General features: G+C 71.7%; 26 protein-coding genes. 6 read left to right on the top strand and 20 right to left on the bottom strand.

The features are described from left to right. Positions 1-9 precede the first annotated feature (9 nt). Positions 10-267 carry a hypothetical protein gene (locus tag B5557_RS44740; RefSeq protein ID WP_231976232.1) on the bottom strand — a complete coding sequence of 86 codons (258 nt, stop codon included), beginning with the start codon at positions 265-267 and terminating at the stop codon, positions 10-12. Then, positions 264-503, bottom strand: a complete 240-nt coding sequence (locus B5557_RS02790; protein ID WP_079657596.1) for a hypothetical protein — start codon at positions 501-503, stop codon at positions 264-266. The genes B5557_RS44740 and B5557_RS02790 overlap by 4 nt, the downstream gene beginning before the upstream one ends. Before the next feature lie 132 nt (positions 504-635). Here B5557_RS02790 and B5557_RS02785 point away from each other — a divergent pair, with 132 nt between their 5' ends. The 3 genes from B5557_RS02785 to B5557_RS02780 are packed head-to-tail and all read left to right on the top strand — an operon-like array spanning position 636 to position 2,430. Then, entirely contained in the window at positions 636-1,517 is an 882-nt protein-coding gene (locus B5557_RS02785) for a sensor histidine kinase (RefSeq protein WP_331716819.1), read from the top strand. Between the two features lie 32 nt (positions 1,518-1,549). After that, positions 1,550-1,783: a hypothetical protein gene (locus B5557_RS45855; RefSeq protein WP_331716818.1), complete on the top strand. Its 234-nt coding sequence runs from the start codon at positions 1,550-1,552 to the stop codon at positions 1,781-1,783. Then, a complete protein-coding gene (locus B5557_RS02780) occupies positions 1,780-2,430 on the top strand; it encodes a response regulator transcription factor (protein ID WP_079657595.1) in 651 nt (216 codons plus the stop codon). The genes B5557_RS45855 and B5557_RS02780 overlap by 4 nt, the downstream gene beginning before the upstream one ends. Positions 2,431-2,445: 15 nt before the next feature. On the opposite strand, the gene B5557_RS02775 is transcribed toward B5557_RS02780, so the two are convergent. From B5557_RS02775 to B5557_RS02765, 3 genes are all read right to left on the bottom strand, one after another. Beyond that, positions 2,446-3,276, bottom strand: coding sequence for an aldo/keto reductase (locus B5557_RS02775; RefSeq protein ID WP_079657594.1), 831 nt, complete (start codon positions 3,274-3,276; stop codon positions 2,446-2,448). Positions 3,277-3,335: 59 nt separating this feature from the next. Beyond that, a complete protein-coding gene (locus tag B5557_RS02770) occupies positions 3,336-4,364 on the bottom strand; it encodes an LLM class flavin-dependent oxidoreductase (protein WP_079657593.1) in 1,029 nt (342 codons plus the stop codon). Positions 4,365-4,431: 67 nt separating this feature from the next. Then, positions 4,432-5,937 (bottom strand): metallophosphoesterase family protein, encoded by a 1,506-nt coding sequence (locus B5557_RS02765; RefSeq protein WP_079657592.1) that lies wholly within the window; start codon positions 5,935-5,937, stop codon positions 4,432-4,434. Positions 5,938-6,273: 336 nt separating this feature from the next. Here B5557_RS02765 and B5557_RS02760 point away from each other — a divergent pair, with 336 nt between their 5' ends. Further along, complete coding sequence (locus B5557_RS02760) at positions 6,274-6,453, top strand: hypothetical protein (RefSeq protein WP_079657591.1); 180 nt, start codon at positions 6,274-6,276, stop codon at positions 6,451-6,453. Here the strand turns inward: B5557_RS02760 and B5557_RS02755 are convergent. From B5557_RS02755 to B5557_RS02740, 4 genes are all read right to left on the bottom strand, one after another. After that, a complete protein-coding gene (locus B5557_RS02755) occupies positions 6,413-7,240 on the bottom strand; it encodes an MHYT domain-containing protein (RefSeq protein ID WP_079657590.1) in 828 nt (275 codons plus the stop codon). The genes B5557_RS02760 and B5557_RS02755 overlap by 41 nt on opposite strands. A gap of 167 nt (positions 7,241-7,407) precedes the next feature. Further along, positions 7,408-8,592, bottom strand: a complete 1,185-nt coding sequence (locus tag B5557_RS02750) for a glycoside hydrolase family 64 protein (RefSeq protein ID WP_079657589.1) — start codon at positions 8,590-8,592, stop codon at positions 7,408-7,410. Positions 8,593-8,761: 169 nt separating this feature from the next. After that, complete coding sequence (locus B5557_RS02745) at positions 8,762-9,517, bottom strand: dienelactone hydrolase family protein (RefSeq protein ID WP_079657588.1); 756 nt, start codon at positions 9,515-9,517, stop codon at positions 8,762-8,764. 129 nt (positions 9,518-9,646) lie between these two features. Continuing rightward, a complete protein-coding gene (locus B5557_RS02740) occupies positions 9,647-10,267 on the bottom strand; it encodes an L-threonylcarbamoyladenylate synthase (RefSeq protein WP_079657587.1) in 621 nt (206 codons plus the stop codon). A gap of 462 nt (positions 10,268-10,729) precedes the next feature. Between B5557_RS02740 and B5557_RS02735 the strand changes: the two genes are divergently transcribed. Continuing rightward, positions 10,730-12,265: a helix-turn-helix domain-containing protein gene (locus B5557_RS02735; RefSeq protein ID WP_079657586.1), complete on the top strand. Its 1,536-nt coding sequence runs from the start codon at positions 10,730-10,732 to the stop codon at positions 12,263-12,265. Positions 12,266-12,384: 119 nt separating this feature from the next. Here the strand turns inward: B5557_RS02735 and B5557_RS02730 are convergent, their stop codons facing one another. From B5557_RS02730 to B5557_RS02690, 9 genes are all read right to left on the bottom strand, one after another. Beyond that, entirely contained in the window at positions 12,385-13,608 is a 1,224-nt protein-coding gene (locus B5557_RS02730; protein ID WP_173877635.1) for a cytochrome P450 family protein, read from the bottom strand. Next, positions 13,605-14,888: a cytochrome P450 gene (locus B5557_RS02725; RefSeq protein WP_079664554.1), complete on the bottom strand. Its 1,284-nt coding sequence runs from the start codon at positions 14,886-14,888 to the stop codon at positions 13,605-13,607. The genes B5557_RS02730 and B5557_RS02725 overlap by 4 nt, the downstream gene beginning before the upstream one ends. Beyond that, complete coding sequence (locus B5557_RS02720; RefSeq protein WP_079657584.1) at positions 14,885-15,511, bottom strand: GTP-binding protein; 627 nt, start codon at positions 15,509-15,511, stop codon at positions 14,885-14,887. The genes B5557_RS02725 and B5557_RS02720 overlap by 4 nt, the downstream gene beginning before the upstream one ends. Next, positions 15,480-15,845, bottom strand: a complete 366-nt coding sequence (locus tag B5557_RS02715) for a DUF742 domain-containing protein (RefSeq protein ID WP_079657583.1) — start codon at positions 15,843-15,845, stop codon at positions 15,480-15,482. The genes B5557_RS02720 and B5557_RS02715 overlap by 32 nt, the downstream gene beginning before the upstream one ends. Next, positions 15,842-16,264, bottom strand: coding sequence for a roadblock/LC7 domain-containing protein (locus B5557_RS02710; RefSeq protein WP_079657582.1), 423 nt, complete (start codon positions 16,262-16,264; stop codon positions 15,842-15,844). The genes B5557_RS02715 and B5557_RS02710 overlap by 4 nt, the downstream gene beginning before the upstream one ends. Further along, the gene (locus B5557_RS02705) at positions 16,261-17,664 is read right to left on the bottom strand and encodes an ATP-binding protein (protein WP_079657581.1); all 1,404 of its coding nucleotides are present in this window, start codon (positions 17,662-17,664) and stop codon (positions 16,261-16,263) included. Before B5557_RS02705 ends, B5557_RS02710 begins: the two co-directional genes overlap by 4 nt. Positions 17,665-17,940: 276 nt before the next feature. Next, positions 17,941-18,408, bottom strand: a complete 468-nt coding sequence (locus B5557_RS02700) for a hypothetical protein (protein ID WP_079657580.1) — start codon at positions 18,406-18,408, stop codon at positions 17,941-17,943. 182 nt (positions 18,409-18,590) lie between these two features. Beyond that, a complete protein-coding gene (locus B5557_RS02695) occupies positions 18,591-18,953 on the bottom strand; it encodes an ArsR/SmtB family transcription factor (protein ID WP_079664553.1) in 363 nt (120 codons plus the stop codon). A 208-nt stretch (positions 18,954-19,161) separates the two neighbouring features. Next, positions 19,162-19,536: a hypothetical protein gene (locus B5557_RS02690; protein ID WP_079657579.1), complete on the bottom strand. Its 375-nt coding sequence runs from the start codon at positions 19,534-19,536 to the stop codon at positions 19,162-19,164. Between the two features lie 264 nt (positions 19,537-19,800). Between B5557_RS02690 and qcrB the strand changes: the two genes are divergently transcribed. After that, positions 19,801-21,348: a cytochrome bc1 complex cytochrome b subunit gene (qcrB, locus tag B5557_RS02685; protein ID WP_079657578.1), complete on the top strand. Its 1,548-nt coding sequence runs from the start codon at positions 19,801-19,803 to the stop codon at positions 21,346-21,348. On the opposite strand, the gene ctaF is transcribed toward qcrB, so the two are convergent. Both ctaF and ctaD read right to left on the bottom strand, forming a co-directional pair. Further along, on the bottom strand, positions 21,266-21,670 hold the full coding sequence (ctaF, locus tag B5557_RS02680; RefSeq protein ID WP_079657577.1) for an aa3-type cytochrome oxidase subunit IV: 405 nt from the start codon (positions 21,668-21,670) through the stop codon (positions 21,266-21,268). The two genes, qcrB and ctaF, sit on opposite strands and share 83 nt — an antisense overlap. After that, the gene (gene ctaD, locus B5557_RS02675; protein WP_079657576.1) at positions 21,667-23,340 is read right to left on the bottom strand and encodes an aa3-type cytochrome oxidase subunit I; all 1,674 of its coding nucleotides are present in this window, start codon (positions 23,338-23,340) and stop codon (positions 21,667-21,669) included. Before ctaD ends, ctaF begins: the two co-directional genes overlap by 4 nt. Between the last annotated feature and the right edge of the window lie 16 nt (positions 23,341-23,356).

Here is a 23,356-nt window from a genome sequence, read left to right as displayed (position 1 = left end):
GGTGCCCGCTCACAGTTGATCACCGAGGAGTGCGCCCGTGCGATGGGCGAGGAAGTCGCCCGCCACCACGGCGCCGGCCGCGGCGGCGACGACAGGGGGAAGGCCGATGTGGCCGGTGCGGGCCAGTGCGCCCGCGGTCAGCAGCAGGGTGAGCGTCGGGATGAAGGCGCCGACCAGGAGGACCGACTCGGCCAGCACGGCCAGGGCCACCACCGCGTAGGCGGCGGCCGGAGGGAGGTGGCCGAGGATGTCGGACAGCGCGTTCACCGCCGCGTTCCGTCCGCCGCGTGCTGTGTACCGGGCGGGGCGACAGCAGGGCGCCGCGGGCGCCGGCCGTGCACCCGCGGCAGATGACCGGCCCCGGCGGTGCGGCGGCCGGCGGCGCGGCGGGCGCGACAGCCGGCCATGAGCTGCGGCTCGCGGGCCGTGTCGATCAGGTGGATCAGGCCTTCGGCGCGGCGCTGCGCCAGGACACGGGCACGAGAGGTCGTCCAGTCGTTCATGATTTCGACGCTAGAAAACGGCGTCCGGCATCGGATCAGCCGTTGTGCGGCGGCCGGCCCCGACGAAAGTAGGGGGCGCGGCGAGCAGTTCGTCGGAGGGAGCGGCAGGAGGACCTGCCTAGGATTGCCGGGGTGAGCGGGAGAGAGCACCGGACCTGGGCTGCCTACGGGCGCGTGACCCTGGTGGCCGTGTGTGTGGCCGCCGCCGCGCTGAACGTGACGTCGGTCGAGAACGGCCGTCACCAAGTCCCCGTGACCGTCGCCGCCGTGCTGTGCGGAGCGGCTCTGGTCGTGCCCCGGTGGCGGTGGCCGGCCGCCCCGCTGCTGGTCACCGTGGCCACCGCCTGGTGGGGATGGCCGCTGCTGCCGCTGCTGGGCATCGCCCTGTTCGACCTGGCGGTGGTCCTGCGGGCGCGGCTGGCCGTGGGATGCGCCCTGGCCGCGCTGGGCGCCAACCTGCTCAGCTACCCGGACACCCGGCTGTGGACGGCACAGACCTATGCGTCGGCTCTGCTGGTGCCGCTGCTGGCTGTGCTCGTCGGCCTCTGGCTGGGCAACAGGCGACGCCTGATCCAGGCGCTGGCCTCGGACGTCGAACATCTGCGCGTGGAGGCGCAGCTGCGCGAAGAGGCGGCCCGGGCCGCGGAGCGGTCCCGTATCTCCACCGAGATGCACGATGTGCTGGCCCACCGGCTGAGCCTGATCGCCCTGCACACCGGTGTCCTCGCCACCAGGAGCGCCACCCTGCCCGCACCGGTCGTCGAACGCCTCGGTCTGCTGCGCACCGCGTCCGTCGAAGCCCTGGCCGACCTGCGGGACGTGGTCGGCGCCCTGCGCGACCCCGACGCCACGCAGCCGGGTTCCGCGCTCACACCCGCCGTGAGGGACGTGCGGGAACTGGTCGACGTGGCGCGCTCCGCCGGGCAGCGCGTCGAGCTGATCACGGACGGCGAACCCGAGCAGGCTCCCACCACCCACCGGCTGGCGGTGTACCGCATCGTCCAGGAGCGCTGACCAACGTCCGCAAGCACGCCGAGGGGGCCGAGGTGACCGTCCGCGTCGGCTACCGGCCGCCGGACACCGTCGTCGAGGTCACCAATCCCTCCGGCACACACCGTGCGGACACCGTCGGCTCCGGCTATGGGCTCATCGGTCTGCGCGAACGCGTCACCGCCCTCGGCGGTGAGGTGACCGCCGGCCCTGCCGGGGCGGGCGCCTGGCGACTGGCCGCCCGCATCCACCATCCCACCGGCAACGCAGAGAACGGCGCCCGCTCATGATCCGCACCATGATCGTCGACGACGACGCCCTGGTCCGCCTGGGCCTGGCCGACCTCCTCGACGGCGATCCGGGCATCGAGGTGGTCGCCCAGGCCGCCGACGGCCTCCAGGCCGTCGCCCAGGCCACCGCGCACCGCGTCGACGTGGCCCTCGTCGATGTGCGCATGCCCCGTATGGACGGCATCACCGCCACCACCCGGCTGCGAGCCCTGCTCCCCCCGCCGAAGGTGATCACGCTGACCACCTTCGACCTCGACGAGTACGTCTACGACGCCCTCGCCGCCGGAGCCGACGGGTTCCTGCTCAAGGACACCGACCCGGCCGAGATCCTGCGCGCCGTCCATCTGGTGGCCGCCGGCTCGGCGATGCTCCACCCCACCGCGGCCCGTCGCCTCATCGACCGCTACCACGCGGCCGACCAGCCCCGGGCCACCGCCGCCCAGGCCCGCCTCGACCGGCTCACCCCCCGTGAACGCGACGTGCTCGCCCTTCTCGCCCGGGGCGACACCAACGCCGACATCGCCACCCGCCTCGCCATGCGGGAGAGCACCGTCAAGGCCCACGTCAGCCGCATCCTGGCCGCGCTGGAAGTCACCAACCGCGTCCAGGCCGCCCTGCTGGCCCGCGACGCCGGACTCACCGGCTGACCGGAAAGACGCCGCTCAGAACTCCTCGTGCACCTCGGGATCCCCGCCCAGGCGCTCCGGCACCCGGTCCGCGATCGCCGCCATCTGCGCCGGGCCGAGTTCGAAGCCGAAGACATCGAGGTTGGCGCGCTGCCGCTCGGGGCTCGACGACTTCGGAAGGGGGACCGCGCCGAGCTGGAGGTGCCAGCGCAGCACGACCTGGGCCGGAGTCACGCCCAGCGCCTCGGCGACGGCGACGACGGCCGGATCGTCCAGGAGCGCCGAGCCACGGCCCAGCGGGCTCCAGCTCTGCGTGCGGACGCCCTTGGCCTGGTGGACGGCGCGCAGCGCGTCCTGCGGGAAGAGCGGGTGCAGCTCGATCTGGTTGACGGAGGGCAGCACGCCCGTCTCCTTCTCCAACCGTTCGATGTGCTCGGCGGTGAAGTTGGAGACGCCGATCGAGCGGACCAGGCCGTCCTCGCGCAGCTTGATCATGGCCCGCCAGGAGTCGACGTACTTGTCGACCCGGGGCAGCGGCCAGTGGATCAGATACAGGTCCACGTAGGCGAGACCCAGCCGCTGCCGGGACTCCTCGAAGGAGGCGAGGGTCTCCTCGTAGCCGTGATGACGGCCGGGCAGCTTCGTGGTCACCACGATCTCCTCGCGCGCCACCCCGCTCCGGGCCACCCCGCGGCCGACCCCGCTCTCGTTGCGGTAGTTCGTCGCCGTGTCGAGCAGCCGGTAGCCCAGGCCGAGCGCCCCGGCCACCGCCTCCTCCGCCTGGGCGTCGTCCATCGGCCAGGTACCCAGGCCCAGGGCCGGGAGCTTCATGCCGTCGTTGAGCGGGTGCTCCGGGATGTTGATCACGATGGGGCCTTCCCTCGACTGTGTCGTCCTTCCAGCCTCGGGGACAGGGGGTGCATCGATCAACCGGAGCGCCGCCAGCCCAGCGCCGGACCCAGCTTCGTCGCCATGTCGGTCAGGATCTGCACATAGTCCTCGTGCTCGAAGGTGAACGGCAGCGCGAAGGCGACCTCGTCGATCTCACGGAACGCGGCGTGGGCGTGCAGGCGTTCGGCGATCTCGTCCGAGGAGCCCACCAGGTCGGGGGCGAACAGCAGCCGGGCCGGGCCCTGCGGGGAAGTCGTGCGGGGCAGCCGCTTGGCCACGAACTCCTCGTACTTCACGCGCTGTTCGGGTGAGGCGGAGTCGGTGGGGATGACCACGAGGCCCTGGGAGACGCGGGCCGAGGCGCCGTCGGGGTGGGCGGCGCGGAAGGCGCGGATGTGGGAGAGCTGGATGTCGGCGAAGTCCCGTGTGTCGTCCGGCCCTTCGGCCTTGACGACGCTGCTGGTGAGGAAGTTCATGCCGTGCTCCCCGGCCCACCGCGCCGAGCTCAGGCTGCCCCCGCCGTACCACAGCCGGCGGCCGAGGCCCGGGGAGTGCGGCTGCACCCGGTCGGAGAACACCTCGAAGCCCTCGACCCCGCTGAAGTCGGTGGCGGACTTGCCGCGTACGAAGTCCAGCAGTCGCCGCACCCGCTCGTAGCCGAAGTCCTCCGCGCCGGACGTGTCCGGGTACAGGGCCTCCTTGACCTGGTCGTAGTGCATCGGTGGGCCGACGCTCACCCCCGGGTTGAGCCGGCCCCCGGACAGGACGTCGACCGTCGCCAGGTCCTCCGCGAGACGCAGCGGGTTCTCCCAGCCCAGCGGGATGACCGCGGTGCCGAGCTCGATCCGGCGGGTGCGCTGCGAGGCCGCCGCCAGCACGGCCACGGGGGAGGAGATGCCGTACTGCAGGTGGCGGTGGCGCACCCAGGCGCTGTCGAAGCCGAGCCGTTCGCCCAGCTCGATGATCTCCAGGGTGGTCTCGTGACCCCGGCCGGGGTCGTCCCCTTCGAACAGTCCGATGGTAAGGAAGCCCAGCTTGCGCAAGGGGCGTGAGGTCGGCGACACGGACTCCTCCAGCGGTCGGACGTCGGTTCTGCCCCGATTCTGTCAGGCGAACATTGCATGCGTGTGATCAGATCAGCGGGATGGTGACCTCGTCCTCGACCGGCGGGTTCAGTTCCTGCGCGAGATTGCCGGTGGCCGCGTAGCAGCGCAGCCGGACCGACTCCGGCGTGACGTCCAGCCGCAGGAAGCACTTGAAGAACGGCGGGCTGTACGTCGCCGAGCTCGGCGAGAACAGCTGGGTGTAGATCTTGCGGACGGGCAGCCGGAACCGTTTGCGGCGGTCCGGGCGGCTCCCGGTGCCCAGCAGGCCGGCGATCAGCCGGATCCGCCGCGTCAGCCGCACCTCGGGGCCCGGCGTCCGGGTTGGCCCGATGCCCAGCCGCTCGGCGACGACCGCCTGGCCCTCCGCCTCGGTGAGCGCGAAGAAGCGGCGCAGCCGCAGCCGGCGCCCGTAGAGCCGGCTGTAGAAGGCGAGGGAGTCGCCGCGCAGCGGATAGCAGCGGAAGTCCTGCTCGGTGACGCCGGCGACGGACACCCGGGGGATGGTGTGCGTGGCGTGCATGAAGGCGCCCCCGCCGCCCGAGACCACGTACTGCAGGGTCCGGCCGTCCGCCAGCCGCACCGGATAGCGCTGGTAGTTGTGGATGTCGCCGCCTATCGCCGCAACGTAGCGGTGCTCGGGCGCGCTGACGATGTCGTCGACGGTGCCGCCGCCCTCGATGGGGCACGGGTGGTGCTCGCCGTCGACGTACAGGGGTGAGCCGGTGATGAGGATCTTCGGCCGCGGCCCCCGGGACACCTCGCGCAGCCACGCGCCCTGTTCGGCGTCGAGGGTGCCCAGCAGTCCGGTGTCGATCCCTATGATCCGCACCGGCCCGGAGTCGATCGCCCAGTACGGCCCCGGCTGCACGGCCTGTTGGACCGGGGTCGACCTCAACTCGCGTGCTTCGGAAAGCCGTTGACCGTCGCCCGGGCGCGGCCGGTGCCACAGCAGGGACCGCAGCCAGGCCCGGCTGAGCAGGCGCGGCGCGGGCTCGGCGGGCAGGGGCGGGGTGTCGCCGCAGAAGACCCGCATGAACGCGCCGAGGTCCTCGTACCAGTCGTGGTTGCCCGGTATCGCGTAGATGGGGGCGCGGTAGTCGCGGTACGGGCGGAAGAACTTGGTGCCGTAGTCGTCGGCGCTGCCGACCGGGTAGATGACGTCACTGGCGACGACGGCGAACGACGTGCCCTGACTGACCCTCAGAAAGCCCGGCACGACGGCGTACTGGGGATCGTCGCCCTCGCCGGTGTCGCCGATGACCATGAAGGAGAAGTCGTCCGGGTCCTGACGCCGGATCACCTTGTCGGCGGGGGCGCCGGCCGCCGCGCGCTGCGCCACCAGGCGGCCGCGGGTGCGGCCCGTCGGGTCGCCGAACCAGGAGGCCAGCACGCCGTTGCGGGCGGCCCACAGCGTTCGGGGATTCAGCCACGAGATCTTCTCGACCCGGCCCGGCATGAGCTGCTGGTAGGCGCCGCGTTCGGCGCCGCCCCAGCCGGCGCCTTCGGCGGTATCGCGTGAGGAGTCAGACACCGCTGCACCGTAGCAATGATCCAACGCACGGCCACGGGCGGGTACTCCCGCGCGTCCCTCCGGCGCACCCCGACCGACTCCATGCGCGGGCATCTACTGCTCTTGACATTTTCCGGGGCCGACCACGTAGCTTGAGGCAGTCCGTCCCGGACGGGGCAGGCCCGGATGCGCGTATCTCGTACGGCACCACACGGTGTCGCCACGGGCATGCGCCTGATCATCCGACGGCATGTCGACTACTGCCGCACCGCCTCCGCCGTCTGTCCTTCCGTACGCCGCTGACCCACGCCGGCCCGTCGGGCCGGTCGTCTCGTCGTGCCCTCGGGAGGCACCACCATGTCCGGCCCCGCCCTGCGGCTCGCCGTCGATATCGACGGTGATGGCGCCCGTCCCGCGGCCTGGCGCCGCGCCGCCCACTCACCCGACCACCTGCTCGGCACCTTGCTGCGGGACCACCTCGGCCTGCGGGAACCCCTCACCCATCGCTCCACGATCGGCCGGCGGCAGGCCCGCTGACCGTCTCCTGCGCCGCACCGGCCCGCCCCGCGCGGGCGGGCCGGTTCCACTCGCCGTCGCCGAGTACGAGCAGCGGATCGAACATCACCACCACCCCGGCCAGCAACAGGAAGATGACCGGGCCGATCAGCATCGGCAGCAGCAGCGAGGTCGGGCTGTCGCCGGCCCACGACGACGTGGCGCCGTGCACATGGACGCTGACCGCGGCCATCGCCGTGTAGTGCATCCCGGACACGGCGACGCCCATGACCAGGCTGGCGCCGAGGCTCGGCAGAAACCCGCGGATCGTGACGGCCGCCCACAGGGCCGCCGTCGCGGCGACCACGGCGATCAGCACGGACAGGGCCACGGTGGGCGGGGCGTAGTCGATGTCCCCGTTGAGCCGCAGCGCCGCCATGCCCAGGTAGTGCATGGCCGCGACCCCGAGACCGGTGACGACGCCCGCGAGCGACAGTGACCCGCGGCCGGCGCCCCGGTAGCCCACGATGAACACGCCGATGCCGACCACCGCGATCGCGACGGCGAGGCTGAGCACCGTCAGACCGACGTGGTAGCCGATCCGTGTCTCCTCCACCTGGAAGCCGATCATGGCGATGAAGTGCATCGTCCAGATGCCACAGCCGATCGAAGCGGCCCCCAGGGCCAGCCAACCCGGCTTCCACGAATCGTTGTTGAGCAGCGTCCGCACGATGCAGCGCAGCCCCAGAGCTCCTCCTAAGCAGGCCATCACATAGGCCGCGATCGGGGTCACCATCCCGTACCGGAATCCGTCGATCGTTCCGTCCATCGCCAACTCCCCCCAGAGTGATGGCTGTTTACGACAGAAGGTCTACGTCTACGGGAGTGGTAAAAGCAAGCGTTTCCCGACTGTCGGCCCGCGCGCCCCTTCCTCCACCTGGACCGTCGGTTCCTCCGGGGGCGGCGGCTCGGCGTGCGGGACGTCGTCGCGGCCGCTCAGTTCAGCGGGTCGAGCGTCAGGTACGCCTGGCGCGGCGCGCCGTCGTTGACCAGCGACTCCTGCTGTCCGACGTCGTCGAAGGCGAACGCGTACGCCTTCCCGTCGGCCATCTGGGCGTGGATCTTGCGGGCGTAGTGGTTGGTCACCGCGTCCTGGTAGAAGTTCGCCGTCGTGGTGTCCGGCTGGTTGCTGTCGACGAGCAGCGTGGAGCGGTTGAAGCCCGCGCACAGGGTGCGGGAGATGGGCCCGCGCACGGCGTCGTTCGGGGCGTCGAGGAGGCTGTGGCAGCCGAAGATGCTCGCTGCGTCCGGTTTCCGGAAGCTGGTGAGGGCCGTTCCGGAGGCGTTGGTGAAGTTCATGACCCCGCCGGAGACCCGGCCGTAGTACTTCGTGCCCGGCTGGTCGGCGAACGGCGTCACGGTCAGGGTCGTCGTGGTGTACTTCTGCCAGACGCGGTTGACGTAGTCGTCCATGACGTTCGCCGGAAGGGCCCCGGTCTCCACCCCGTACAGCGGGGAGAGCGCCCGCAGCACGGTCCCGTCGGACCGGCTCTGGACGAGGTTCGCCCAGCCGCCGGGCTGAGCGCGCAAGGCGGAGAAGAACCCGTCGTAGCCGCCGGTCCTGAGATGCCCGGTGCTCACCGTGCTCCCGTCGGCGCGCTGCACGCCGACCGCGTACGGCGCGGAGAACATGTCGACCTGGGTGCTGTTCAGCCACAGCCCGGAGTCGTTCAGCGTGTACTCCGACCAGTTGAACAGGATGTCGCGGTTCGGGTCGCTCGGATTCTGCACGGCCGGCTGCACCAGCCCGCCGGTGGTCAGGCGGAAGTCGAGCTTGCGCCCGTACGAGAAGTAGATCCGGCCCGAGAACTTCGGGATGCGGATCGTGGCGGACTGCCCGGCGGCTGGTCCCGCGATCGACGCGTCGGGCGCCGGGGTGGGCGGGGTGCCGCCGGCGGGCCAGGCGTGGAAGGCGCCGTTCGCGTCCGCCCAGCCCTGCTGTCCCGTCGTCAGCAGGGTGCCGAGGTTGTAGACGTGCAGGGCGTCGCCACGGCCGGAGTTGTTGGTGATCTTGAGCGGGACGGTGTCGGGGACGGCGGCCGCGGCCGGCGGTCCGAGGGTGAGCAGCGCGCCGATCAGGGCGATCGCCGCGAGCGGTGCCGTGCTGATCCTGGTGAGCACTCTCCACCTCCGTGCGGGGAGGCCTGTGGGGCAGGCCTGTGGGGGTTGGTCCGTACCTGTTGAGAGCGCTCTCAACGTGACATCGGGGTGTGCTCATGTCAACAAGGTGAACGAAAGAGAGCGCCTGCGGCAGGGCCTGCCGCAGACGCCCCCGTCAAGGGAGTCGGGGTCAGAAGGTCCGCTTCAGCAGATCCAGCAACGCGGCCCAGTGCCGCTCCGCGGCCTGCTCGTCGTAGGCGGAGGTGTCGGCCTGCGTATAGCCGTGCTCGGCGCCGGTGTAGACCTCGCAGGTGTGCCGGACACCGGCGGCGGTGAGGGCCTCCTCGAAGCGCTCGATCTGCTCCTGCGGCAGGCCGGGGTCGTTGTCGGCGTGGCCGAAGTACACCTCGGCCGTGATGTGCTCGGCGGCCAGATGCGGGCTGTCCGGCGCGTCGGTGACAAGACGGCTGCCGTGGAAACCGGCCGCCGCCGCGATCCGGTCCGGATGGGCGCCGGCGGTCGGGAGGGTGAGCCGGGCGCCCATGCAGTATCCGGTCACCGCGACCGGACCGACTGCGACCAGGGGGCTCTCCTCCATCCACCGCAGATACGCGTCCGCGTCCCGGACGATCAGCTCGGGGGTCAGCGCCAGCACCATCGGATACAGCGACTCGAAGATCTCCGGGCGCGCGGCGGGGTCGATGAACTCGGGCAACTCCATGACGGGGGCGCGCCCGTGGCGGTAGAACAAGTTGGGCACCAACACCGTGTAGCCGGCTTCGGCGAGCCGGTCGGCCATAGACCGCAGGTGCGGACGCAGACCGAACGCGTCCTGGTACAGCAGCACGCCCGGCCGGGGCGTCCCGTCGCCCGGATGCGCGACATAGGCGTCCGCGACGCCGTCCTCGGTGGGGATGTCCACGGCTGTGCCCTGTACGGAGGTCATGGGGGCGCCTCTCTGTGCTGTTCACGACGAGTACTCGACCGGTCCGGCCGTGGGCCGGTCCGCGCTCATCGTTGCACGCACCACCGAACCGGCCGCGAGGGGCCCTAACCCGCGGGAGCGGCGGGGGAGTTACTCGAACCGGGAGGTGTCACCGGCCCCGTGCCGCACGATCTCCGCCTCGCCGTCGGAGAAGTCGATGACCGTCGTCGGCTCGGTGCCGCAGTCTCCGGAGTCCACCACGCCGTCCACCACGTGGTCGAGCTGGTCCTTGATCTCCCAGCCCTGCGTCATCGGCTCGTCCTCGCCCGGCAGCAGCAGGGTGCTGGACAGCAGGGGCTCGCCGAGCTCGGCGAGCAGGGCCTGGGTGACGACATGGTCCGGGATGCGCACACCCACCGTCTTCTTCTTCGGGTGCTGGAGCATGCGCGGCACCTCCTTCGTCGCCGGGAGGATGAAGGTGTAGCTGCCGGGCGTCGACGCCTTGATCGCGCGGAACACGTCCTTGTCCACCCGCACGAACTGGCCGAGCTGCGCGAAGTCCTGGCAGACGAGGGTGAAGTGGTGCCGGTCGTCCAGGTCGCGGATGGCCCGGATCCGGTCGATGCCGTCCTTGCTGCCCAGGCGGCAGCCCAGCGCGTAGCAGGAATCCGTCGGGTACGCGATCAGCGCGTCCGCCCGGATGGCGGCCGCGACCTGGGAGATGGTGCGCGGCTGGGGGTTGTCGGGGTGCACGTCGTAGTACTTCGCCATTGGCTGAGCTTATGCCGTGCCGCGGCCGCCGGCCCTCTCGGCGACGGCCCGCGACGTGGGTCTGCGAGCTCGCGGCGTGTCTTCCCGCGCTGTACCGGACCCCGGACCGCCGGGTCCCGTCCGCCGTCCCGCATCCCATGCACTCCGAGGGGCAGCTGTCCCTCACCGAGGATGAGCTGGGCACGCTCGGCGCGGCGCTGGACGCACTCGCCTCACTGACGCGCCACCTGCACACCGCCGCGCACTGAGCAGCGCCCGCGCCCGTGTCGCCCGCTCCGTCACCGCGCCCGTACACGGACCAGGCCCCGCTCCTCCACACCGGCCGCCTCCGTGGTCACCGGCCGCAGTGCCGCGGGGGAGCGTTCGCACCGGGTGAGCGTTCGCACCGGGTGAGGTAACGTCCCGGACCGATATGACTGGTTCGGCCCGCGCGGGCCGTGAGGGGACGAGGAGAGCGGCGAGATGGCCGGCCCGGACGACGAGAGCCCCCACCCCGACCCGGCGGACGGCGGCGACGCGGCGTGGGCGCAGGAACTCCTCGACCACCTGCGCCCCGCGGGACGCGACGTCGGCAGAATCGTCGAGTGGCTGGCGGCCACCGCCGACGCGACCGTCTCCCTACGCGACGACACCGGCGCCGGCCTGGCCGGAGCGCCGACCCCGCTGGACGAGAGCCTGGTCGCCGACATCACCGGCGGCCGCCTCGCCTCCGCCGCCTGGGAGGGCGGGGGCAGGTACGTGCGCCTGATCAGGGTCGAACTCCCGCGTCCGGCCGCCGCCGGCGTGCTCGCCGTGACCCGCACGAGCCCCTTCGACCGGCGCGCCTCCGACATCGTCACGCACACCGTGGGCGCCCTGGAACTCCTGCTGCGCGCACAGCAGACCGCGGCGACCGGACACCGCCTGGCCCGCGCCACCGCCGACCTGCGCCTGGCCATCCTGCAACTGCTCATGGTCGAGGACACCGTCGCCGCCCGCCGCGTCGCCGCCGGGCTGTGGCCCGGCCTGCTGGACACCGACACCGCCTGCGTCTACGTCGTCGAGAGCAGCCCCGAGGAACGCGACCGGCTCGCCGAGGCCTGCCTGGCGGAGACCCACGACGAGGCCCTCGTCGTGCGCTGCCCCGCCATGGACGGCCACGTCATCGTCGTCGTCCCGGACGACAGCGCGGGCCGCGCCCTGCGCGCCCTGTGCGACCGCCACCCCGGCGCGTTCCTCGGCGGCAGCGTCCGCCAGAGCCTCGCCCGCACCGCCACCGCCTACGGCCAGGCCGTCAGCGCCCTCGCCGTCGCCCGCTTCCGACCCGACAAGACGGCCGTCTACGCCGAACGCACCCACCCCGAATGCCTGATGGACCCCGAGGTCCTGCGCTCCTGGACGACCCGTCTGCTGCGCCCCCTCGACGTCCTGGCGCACCACACCCGCGCCGAACTCCTCGCCACCACCCGCCTCGGTCTGGAGTTCACGGCCGTCAGCGCGGCGAAGGTGCTCGGCGTCAGCCGCAACACCGTCCGCGCCCGCATGGAACGCGTCGAGGCCCTGCTGCGCACCGACTTCTCCGACCTCACCGTGCGGGCCGCCGTCCACCTCGCGCTCAACGCGCAGGTCGCCCTCGCGGACGACCTCAGGGGCGGTGAGCCGGCCCCCGCCCGCCTCGGTGAACTGCTCGCCGGGCCCGCGCTGAGCGGCTGGGCGCAGGACCTGCTGGCCCGTCTCGACACCGACGGCCGTGACCTGCGCGGCACCCTGCGCGCCTGGATCGCCGCCGGCGGCAACGCCGAACGGGCCGCCCACCGGTTGGGCGTGCACGCGCAGACCGTGCGCGAACATGTCCGCAGCGCCGAACCCGTTCTGGAACGCCAGCTCCTCGCCGCCGGCAGCGACCTCTACGAAGTCGTCCTGGCCCATCTGGTGGTCGGCGACCTCGACCAGCCCGACCTGCACGGATCGGCCGGGCGGGCCGAATCGGGCCATCCGGACTCAGCTGTGCACAGGTGAGTCCTCCGGCCTCGTGGGCGGGCACCGGCACGATACACAACGCGGGCAGCGGGCACGTAGGTTCGGAGCACCGCGGAGGTGCGACCGGCACGGGGGACTGGTCGCACCCCCGCGCCCGCTCAGTCCCGCAACCGGACCGGGATCTCCTGCCAGCCGCTCGCGATGAACGAGGGGACCTGCCGCAGCTCCCCGGCACCGGTGTCCAGCCGCAGGGCGGGGAAGCGGTCGAACAGGGCGGGCAGCGCCGTCAGTGCCTCCATCCGGGCCAGTGGGGCCCCGATGCACCGGTGCACACCGATCCCGAAGGCCAGATGGTCGTCCGCCGCGCGCGCCGCGTCGAACACCTCCGCGTCCGGCCCGTAGTGCGCCGGATCCACGTTCGCCGCCGCGTACGTCGTGATGATCGCGTCCCCGGCGGGAATCGTCACGTCACCGACCTTCAGATCGCTGACCGCGAAGCGCAGCGGCAGTGTGGCGATCGACGGATACAGCCGCAGCGTCTCGTCCACGACCGCCTCCCAGCCGATCTCGCCGCGCCGCACCGCCGCCAGCTGCTCGGGGCGGTGCAGCAGCGCCACCACCGCGTTCCCGATCAGGTTGACGGTCGTCTCGAAGCCGGCGCCGATGACCAGCAGCAGCGTGTACAGCAGCTCCTCGTCGCTGAGCCGGTCGCCCTCCTCGTCGCGTACCCGGATCAGCTCGGTCGTCATGTCGTCGCCCGGGTGCTCGCTCTTGTGGGCGATGAGCGAGCCCAGCACGGTGCCGATCTGCTCCTGTACGAAGGCGGCGTGCTCCGGGCTCGGGTCGGACGTGTCCATGATGGCCGCGATGAGCCGACCGGTGGCGGCCCTCAACTCCTCGGGCACGCCGAAGAGTTCGCAGACGATCCGCAGCGGCAGCGGGTATGCGAAGCCGGCCTTCAGATCGACGGTGCCCTCGCCCTTGTCGAGCGTGTCCAGCAGCTCCGCCGTGATCGCCTCCACTCGCTCACGCAGCGCCTCCGTACGGCGGTGGGTGAAGCTCGGTGCCACCAGTCTGCGCAGCCGCGTGTGGTCAGCGCCGTACGTGGAGAGCATGTTGATCACACCGACCCAGCCCAGGATCCAGCCCCAGGAGGGGTGTTCGCCGAGCTCCGCCCACTGCCGCCAGTGCCGCCGGGGGTCCTTGCTGACCTGCGGGTCCAGGATCAGCGCCTTGAGGGTGTCGTACTCGGTGGGCGCCCAGGCCGGGATGCCGCCGGGCAGTTCGACGGGCACGATCGGGCCCAGAGCGCGCAGCCGGGCGCTCTCGGCGTGCACATCGGCGCCGAGCGGGTCGAGGACGATGCGGTCGGTCACGGTCACGAATGGACTCCTGAGGGGTCGGGAGAGGAACTGGCGGAGCGGGCGCTGAACCGGACGGGCAGAGCGGTCAGCGAGCGGTGGAACGGGCCGGGCCGCCATGCCAGCCGCTCGCGCGGCACGACGGGGTCGAGGTCGGGCAGCCACTGGGTGAGCTGTTCGATCGCCTCGGTGACGATGAGCAGCGTGTGCTGTTTCGCCGGACAGGCGTGCGCCCCGGCCCCCCACGACAGGTGCGAGGCGTCGTTCGGATGTCGGCCGCCGGTGACCTGCCGCTCCGCGACAGGGGCACCTCTCCCGCCCCTCGGGTCAGGGGGGAGCCCGAGTGCCCCGTACGACATCACCACCGGCACCGCCTCGCGCAGCCACACCCCGTGGAAGGCCACGGGCTCGCGGGCGAAGTAGATGCCGTAGTTCGCCAGCGGCGTCTCGTGGTGCAGCACCTCGACCACCGCGTCCATGACCGGGCGGGCGCCGCTGGTGAGGGTGGAGTAGTAGAGCGGGTTGCCCAGCACCCTGGACAGCGTGTTGGACAGCAGGTTCGCGGTCGGCTCGAACCCGGCGCCGAGGGTCAGGAACACCTGCCAGGTGACCTCCTCGCGGGTCAGCCGGGCCGGATGGTCCAGCAGCCGGCTGGGCAGGTCGTCGCCGGGCTGCTCGGCCTTGGCCGCGATGAGCTCCAGCACGTACTGCGCGTACTGCGCTTCGCCCTCGGCGGCCTGCGCGCCGCCCTCCATCATCTTGCCCAGGCCCTCGTTGAGCCGGTCGCCCTGAGCGTCCGGCAGCCCGAACAGGTCGTTCAACACCAGCGCCATCAGGGGCCGCGAGAAGTCCGCGACCAGGTCCGCCGCGCCGTGCGGACCGATACGCCCGGCCAGCAGCCGCACCGCCCGGTGCACCCGCTCGCGCAGGTCGTGCGGTTCCACCAGGTCGAAGACGTCGATGAGGGTGGTGCGATAGCGCAGGTGCGCGGCGCCGTCGGAGAACAGGGCGTTGGGCCGCCAGCGCATCATGCCGAGCACTGGCGAGTCGACGGGCACGGTCGCCTCCCATGCGCGCGGGTCGTGCGAGAACGTCTCCTCGTCGTGCAGCACGTCCAGCGCGGCCCGCCGGTCGGTGATCACGTACGCGGGCACTCCGGGGGCCAACTCGGCCCAGCCGACGGGCCCTTGGGCGCGCAGCGCGTTGTAGTAGCGGTGCGGATCCGGCGCGAAGCCGTCCTCCCACAGGCGTACGGGCACGGAGCGGGAGAAGTCGCGCCGGTCGGCGGGGTAGGCAGTCACCGGGCCTCCACGGGGTCGCGGCCGACGAGATGGTCGACCAGCGCGAGCAGCGCGTCGATCGAGGAGTTCGCGTCCCGCGCGTCACACGTCACCATCGGCGTCCCGGGCTCCAGGTCCAGCGCCCGGCGCAGCTGCTCCTCGCCGTAGTGGCGGGGTGCGTCGGGAAAGGCGTTGAAGGCGACCGCGTACGGCAGCCCGCTCTCCTCCACCAGGCCCAGCACGTCGAACGACGCGTCGAGCCGGCGGCTGTCGACCAGGACGAGCGCCCCCAGCGCCCCGTAGGCGATGTCGTCCCACAGCTCACGGAAGCGTTCCTGCCCGGGCGTGCCGAACAGGTACAGCACGACGTCACCGGGCAGGCTGATCCGGCCGAAGTCGATGGCGACGGTGGTCGTCGTCTTCTCCCGCACTCCGGCCAGGTCGTCCACGAGCGCGGAGGCCTCGGACAGGTGCTCCTCGGTGTGCAGCGGCCGGATCTCGGACACCGAGTCGATCAGGGTCGTCTTGCCCACCCCGAACGGCCCCGCGACGAGGATCTTCACCAGGTCGCGGGCGGTGTCCGGCAGGTGGACGGCGCCGGTTGCGCCGGCGCTAGGTGCGGTGCTTGAGGGCGCGGAGGCCATCGGCCACTCTCTTCAACAGGTCGGGGTCGAACCGGTCGGCGGGCGGGATCGGCGCGCGGGCGAGGACCAGGTCCCGGTCGACGAGGTCGGCGGCCAGCACCCGCACCGCGGAGACCGGCAGCCGGAGCAGCGCTGCCGCCTCCACCACTGCCAGCGATCCGCTCTCCAGGGTGTCCAGCAGGGCGAGTTCGGCGGCGGGGAGCCCGGTGGGCAGCGGCTCCCCGCTGCGGGCGAGCACTGACAGCCGCTCCAGGTGGGGGCGGCTGGGCCGGGTCACTCCGCCGGTCGACAGATACGCGGGGACCAGGGGTCGGCCGGCCGGGCGGCGGGTCATGCCGAGGGGATGTCGTCGGCTCCTCGGGGCGGGGCCGCCATGGCCTTCTCGCCCAGTCGCGCCACCTGGGAGTGGACCCGGTGCGCCAGCAGGTCCAGCCGTACCTCGCCGTCGCCGTAGGCGGCCACGCAGGTGCCGTGGTCGGTCGGCACGATCAGCACATATCCGTGGTCGGACTCGATGACGATCTGCCGTACGTCGGCCCGCTCCCGGTCGGCGAACGCGGCCGCCGCGGTCCGGCAGGCCCCCTGCACCGTGCTGGTGATGGCGGCCACCCGTTCCGCCGACGGCTGCGACAGGGCATCGGTGTAGCCCGTCACGAGCCCGTCCCGGGTCAGCATGACGGCGGCCAGCACGTGCGGCACCTGCAGGATCGGGTCCAGCACCCATGCCGTGTCGCCTGTGTTGCGGCTGGTCATCCGGCCGCTCCCCCTTCGTCGTCGGTCTGGTCGGTGTCGTCGGCCGGGGTGTCCGGGTGGACGCCCTCGCCGGTGTTCCGGGCGGCGGCGCGGGCCGCCGCCGTGCCGGACTGCAGCGCGCCGAGCGCGGCCGCGGCCTCCTCCGGGGCGCGCGCCGGACGCCGCACCGGAGTCTCCTGCGGTACGGCTGCCCGGCCGCGGCGACGGCGCTGTGGCAGGCCGTCGGCGTCCGGCGGTTCGTGATGCCCGGGCGGCGGCTCGGGCACGCCGGCCTCGGTGTCGTACGCGTGGGCGGGCGCGGGCCGGTCGGGCACAGCCGGGCGTGTCGTACGCGTGGTGCGCGGGGCGCTCGCGGCCGGCGGCCGGTCGGCCGGGTCGAGGCTGCTCAGGAGGTGGCTGTCGACCCGCAGCACCGCGCGCACCCCGCCGTACGGGGAGGCCGAGGAGACGTCGACGGCCAGGTCGAACTGCCGGGTCAGCCGCCCGATCGCGGCCAGCCCCATGCGCGGCGGATCGCCGAGGTCGGTGAGCAGGATGGGGTCGTCACCGGCCACCAGCCGCTGGGCGCGGTCGCGTTCGTCCTGTGTCATGCCGAGACCCGCGTCGTCGATCGTGACGCACGCCCCGTGGTGGACGTGCTCCAGGCTCACCACGACGTCGGTGTCCGGGGCGGAGTGCCGCAGCGCGTTGTCGAGCAGTTCGGCGACGATGATGGCCACCGGCTCGACGGCGTGCGAGACCAGGGCGGTACCGGGCTCCAGGTGGTTGTGGACCTTGACGCGGTGGTAGCCGGCGAGGCGCGCCTGACCGCCGGTCACCGCGTCCACCAGGTGGGACTCCTCGCGCGCCAGCCCGACCCACGCCCCGCACACCACGGCGGCGACCTGCGCGCGGCGCAGCGACTGCTCGTTCTCGTGGTCCAGCCGGAACAGGGTCTGCGCCAACTCCGGGTCGTCGTAGCGCTGTTGCAGTCCACGCAGGGCGTCCTGCAGCCGGTAGAGGGCCGCCTGGATCTCCCGGGTGGCACCCCGCATCCCGGCCTGCGCCGCGGCGTCGACCCGGGTGCGCTGGGCGGCCACCTCGGACTGCAGCGCCAGCACCACGTTCTCCAGGGCGATGCCCAGGGGTGTGCCGGTGGTGAGCGGCTGGAGCGGGCCCGGCACCGTCAGGTGCGGATGGGCCACCTGGCGGGCGGCGGCCGGCACGCGCCGCACGGCCAGATGCTCGACCTCCGCGGTGAACGACCGCAGGGAACCGTCGAGTTGGGTGCGCAGGGCGGCGATCTCCGCTCGCTGCCGGGCTTGTTGCCGCCGTAGCCGCAGCAGTCCGCCGCCGAGGGCGAGCGCGGACAGTGTGCCGGCGGTCAGTCCGCCGGCCACCAGGTCCGGTAATTCGATCATCGAAGAGGTTCCAGGGAGGGTCGGACGTCGTCGCGAGGTTCAGGGCAGGGCTGGGCCCGATGTGTTTGAACAGGGCACGTGCAGCACACTACACACCGCCATCGACCGATCCCGTCCGGTTGAGCGAGACTCCGCTCCGAACATGCCCGGTATCTGTTCACTTCTGCGTCGACTGTCTGAATGTCCCTGTGGTGCAGGCGAGTTGGGAGGGCCGCACCGGCACGTCCGCCGCCGGAGCGGGCCCGCCCGCCCCGCGTGCGGGGGTGTCCCGACGCGTCACCGGCCGCACACCGGGGCCAGTACGGCCAGTGTGCCGTTGGCCTGGCGCAGTGCCAGCTCCAGTGTGACGGGCGCGTGCAGCGCACCGGTCCCGTCCGGCGGAATCAGCCACTCCAGGAACCGGGCGGCCCGGTACGGCGGAGGCACCGCCACCCAGGAACCCCGGCCCGCGCGCCGCAGCCCCGCCCCGATCCACCGGCTGCCGGGGTCGGGCGGCAGGAAGAACCCCACCCGGTGCGCCGCGGTGTCCACCAGCGTGGGTCCCGGCGCGGGGCGCGAGGTCTGCCAGAGCAGGTCCAGGGTGAGCAACCCCAGGCCGTCGGGCACGCTCAGCACGTCCCAGTAACGGCCCGCCTCCAGCAGAGCGACCCCGTCGCCCTGGTCCCACTCCCGCTTGCACCTGCGCGGGTCCGTCGCGGCGGCGGCGAGCCACTCCACGCCGCGCATCCACATCACATCGCTCATGTCGGCTCCGTGTACCGTCCGCCACCGGCCGCACGCCGACCGGGCGTATGCATGCTGGTAGATATTTCTACGTGGCGGAAGGGGTGGCGAACCGTGGCGTTTCAGTCTGTTTCGTTCGACTTTCGCGCCACTGTTCGGCACCCTCCGGTGTACACCGAGGGTCCGTGCGGGGATCCCACGCCTCAGGGTGTGCCCGAAGGAAGCCTGAAGCCGGGCGGCTCGGCCTGGCGCAGCTCGGCCAGCAACTCGTTCTGCCCCGCCAGGAGTTCGGTCAGGATGCGGCGGGCGGCCCGCAGCAACTCGGCCACGTCACCGCCCGCGAGCGCGTAGGTGACGGTCGAACCCTCCCGGATCGACACCACGATCCCGGACCGGCGCAACACCGCCAACTGCTGGGACAGGCTGGACGGTTCGATCTCGATCTCGGTGAGCAGGTCCCGCACGGCGACGGGGCCGCCCTGCAGCAGTTCGAGGACCCGGATGCGTACCGGGTGCCCGAGCATGCGGAAGAACTCGGCCTTGGCCTGGTAGAGGGGAACCTGCATGGTCACTCACTCGCTCCCTGCCGCGTTCGGCGCGTGGTCCTCGATGGTGCGGCGGCGCGCCTGTCCGTGCGCCGCCGCGCGCGACGTGCTGCGCCACGATCCTGGTGGCTGCGGGCCCCGCACACCCGTGTGATGCGTTGATCTGGATGTGTCGAGATGAAGAAATCTTCAATTCAAGGGCGTGCGAAGCCGTGGTCCGTCCGGTCCTCTACACCTCGAGGTCGGCCTCGATCCGCTTGAGCTGGTGGCGGGCCATCGCCAGGTTGGACCGCTCGCGGTCCAGGACGAGGTAGAGGAACAGACCGCTGCCGCCACGCCCCTTGAGTAGCCGGATCAGGTGGTACTGGCCGCCGAGCGTGATCAGGATGTCCTCGATCTCGCCCTTCAGCCCCAGGTGTTCCATGGTCCGGACCTTGGCGCGGATCACATCGGTGTTGCCGGCCGCCGCGACGTTCAGGTCGAGATCCTTGCCCCCGCCGAGCGTGCCCAGAGCCATGCCGCTGGTGTAGTCGACGACGGCGACCCCCAGCGCCCCCTCCACCGCGGTCATCGTCTCCTTCATCGAGATCTCCACGTTCGCCATGGCGCTCCTCCTGCCGGTTGCACGGGCCCGGGCCTCTCCGGCCCCGCTGGTGCCCCGACCGTACGAAGCCTGTCCCCGAGTGGGTGACGTGCTCCGGGACTGGTCCAAGAGGCGTCGGAACAGGAAGATCTCCGCACGTTTTTGACCGTGGACATACGAGAGTTGAGCGGTGTTCCCTCCTGTTGGGCCGAACGGGTGCCGCTGCCGTGTCGCGCGGGTGTTTGGCGCGGCACGGGCACTCGACCGGCGCGCCGGCGGCTAGGCATGACCCGAGCACCGGTGTGGAGGAGGCGGTCCGTGGAGGGTGAGCGCGGCAGCGCGGTCCGCAGGGCCGCCGACGCGACCGACGAGCGGCTGCCGCTGTACGACGGCGGCGGACTGCTGCGCAAGGCGTTCCCCCACCACTGGTCGTTCTTCCTCGGCGAACTGGCCCTCTACAGCCTGATCGTCCTGCTGCTGACCGGGGTGTGGCTGACGTTCTTCTTCCAGCCCGAGATGCACGAGGTCGTCTACGGCGGCCGGTACGTGCCCCTGAGCGGCGTCCGGATGTCCGCGGCCTTCGACTCCACCCTGCGGATCAGCTTCGACGTGCGCGGCGGGCTGCTCATCCGGCAGGTGCACCACTGGGCGGCCCTGGTGTTCGTCGCCGCGATCGGCGTGCATGTGCTGCGGGTCTTCTTCACGGGCGCCTTCCGCAGGCCGCGGGAGATGAACTGGGTCATCGGCGTCACGCTGTTCGTGCTCGCGCTGGCCGAGGGCTTCGCGGGCTACTCCCTCCCGGACGACCTGCTCTCCGGCACCGGCCTGCGCATCGCGCAGGGCATCATGCTGTCCATCCCGGTCGTGGGCACCTACGTGAGCATGTTCGCGTTCGGCGCCGAGTTCCCCGGACACGACATCGTGCCCAGGCTGTACAGCCTGCACATTCTGCTGCTGCCGGGCGCGCTGATCGCGCTGGTCACCCTCCATCTGATCCTCGTCTTCCACCTGAAGCACACGCACTGGCGCGGCCCGGGCAGGACGGACGCGAACGCCGTCGGCAAACCGTTCGTCCCCCAGTTCACGGCCGGCTCGGGCGGCCTGTTCCTCATGGTCTTCGGGGTGCTGAGCCTGATGGGCGGGCTCGCGCAGATCAACCCCGTGTGGGTGTACGGCCCCTACCGCCCGGACATCGTGTCGACCGGCTCCCAGCCCGACTTCTACGTCGGCTTCCTGGAAGGCGCGCTACGACTGGTACCGCCCTGGGAGACCAACCTCGCCGGACACACCCTGATGTGGAACGTCCTGCTGCCGGCCGTCGTCCTGCCCGGGCTGCTCTTCACCGCCCTGTACGCGTACCCGTTCGTGGAGCAGCGGCTCACGGGGGAGTTGCAGCAGGAGCACCATCTGTGCGACCGGCCGCGCGAACGCCCCGTGCGCACCGGGCTCGGCGTCGCCGGGATCGTCTTCTACGGCGTTCTGCTGCTGGGCGGCGGCAACGACATCGTGGCCCAGACGTTCCGCATCTCCGTCAACGCCCTCACCTGGATCCTGCGCGTCGCCCTCGTCGTCGGCCCCGTCCTGGCCTTCCTGCTCACCCGGCGCCTGTGCCACGCACTGCTGGCCGCCGAGCGGGAACGCGTCACCGAGGGGGAGGAGACCGGCGAGGTGCGCCAGTCCGTGTCCGGCGGCTACGAGAGCGACCACCGGCCGGTGGACAGGTTCCGGCCGGGCGCCCCCAGGACACCGGTCAGTCCACCCGGCCGGAGTCCCGGTCTGCGTACTGGAAGACCATCGCGGACACCCCGGCTCCCAGTACGCCGGCGCCGATGAGGAACAGCCACAGTCCGAACACCACCCCGGTCGCGGTGACGGCGAACCCGGCGGCGACGACGACCGGCCAGGGGCTCTCGGGCGGGAAGAACTCCAGCGGCCCGGCGCCGTCGGCCACTTCGGCGTCCCCGCGGTCCTGAGGGCGCAGCCCCTTGCGCCGGTAGTGCGTCGCACAGAAGAACGAGATCACCGCGGCCATGAGGCACGCGACGATCAGCGCCGCGGTACCGGCCGGATCGGCGTGCGACCACACCCCGTAGAGCACCGCGCAGCCTCCGAAGAAGGCGGCGACACCGCCGAAGAGGAACGACTCGGCCCTCATCGCAGACCCTCCTCACGCGCCAGTTCCACGACGGCCGGATGGTGCAGATCGAAGGCCGGGGACTCCGACCGCACCCGCGGCAGCGCCGTGAAGTTGTGCCGGGGCGGCGGACACGCCGTCGCCCACTCCAGCCCGCGCCCGTACCCCCAGGGATCGTCCACGGCGACGAGCCGCCCGTGACGCGCCGTGTGCCACACGTTGTACAGGAACGGCAGCGTGGACACCCCGAGCAGGAACGCGCCCACCGACGACAGCGTGTTCAGCAGCGTGAAGCCGTCGGACGGGAGGTAGTCGGCGTACCGGCGGGGCATGCCCTCCGCGCCGAGCCAGTGCTGTACCAGGAAGGTCAGCTGGAATGCCGGGAACAGCAGCCAGAAGTGCAGTTTGCCCAGCCGTTCGTCCAGCATCCGCCCGGTGAACTTCGGCCACCAGAAGTAGAACCCGGCGAACATCGCGAAGACCACGGTGCCGAACAGCACGTAGTGCAGGTGCGCCACGATGAAGTACGAGTCGGTGACGTGGAAGTCGAGCGGCGGGGACGCGATGAGCACCCCGCTCAACCCGCCCAGCAGGAAGGACACCAGGAACCCGAGCGACCACAGCATCGGCGTCTCGAACGACAGGGACCCCCCGATCATGGTGCCGATCCACGCGAAGAACTTGATGCCGGTGGGCACGGCGATCAGGAACGACATCAGCGAGAAGAACGGCAGCAGCACCGCTCCGGTGGCGAACATGTGGTGCGCCCAGACCACCGCGGACAGCATGGTGATGGCGATCGTCGCGCCGATCATCGGCAGGTAGCCGAACAGGGGCTTGCGCGCGAACACGGGAATGATCTCCGAGATGATCCCGAAGAACGGCAGCGCCACGATGTACACCTCGGGATGCCCGAAGAACCAGAACAGGTGCTGCCAGAGAATCGCCCCGCCGTTCGTGGCGTCGAAGACATGGCTGCCGAACTTCCGGTCCGACTCCAGCGCCAGCAATGCCGCGGTGAGCACGGGGAACGCGGGCAGCACCAGGATCGAGGTGAACAGCACGTTCCAGCTGAAGATCGGCATCCGGAACATCGTCAGCCCGGGGGCGCGCAGACACATGATCGTGGTGATGAAGTTGACCGCGCCCAGGGTGGTCGACACGCCGGTGACCACGAGCCCCATCACCCACAGGTCACCGCCCGCGCCGGGGGAGTAGTAGCCGCTGTTCAGCGGCGCGTACGCGAACCAGCCGAACGCCGCCGCGCCGCCCGGCACCACGAACCCCGACACCACCATCAGACCGCCGAACAGGTACATCCAGTACGACAGCGCGTTCAGCCGGGGGAAGGCCACGTCCGGCGCCCCGATCTGCAGCGGCATCACGGCGTTCGCGAACCCCGCGAACATCGGGGTCGCGAAGAGCAGCATCATGATCGTGCCGTGGATGGTGAAGAGCTCGTTGTAGCCCTGCTCGCTGGTGAACTGCAGCCCCGGACGCGCCAGTTCGGCGCGCATCGCCAGTGCCAGCAGACCGGCGAAGAGGAAGAAGCCGAACGCCGTCACCATGTACAGACGTCCGATCACCTTGTGGTCGGTCGTGGACGCCCAGCGCAACAGCGTCCGGCCGAGCGACTGCGGGGAGGAGGCGCCGCCGCGGTCCTCGTCGGCGCGTTCCGACAGTTCGGTCATCGTCCTCCTCCAGGTG

It is taken from the genome of Streptomyces sp. 3214.6 (assembly GCF_900129855.1).
Classification (GTDB): domain Bacteria; phylum Actinomycetota; class Actinomycetes; order Streptomycetales; family Streptomycetaceae; genus Streptomyces; species Streptomyces soliscabiei.
This window is presented reverse-complemented; position numbering and strand designations above follow the sequence as displayed.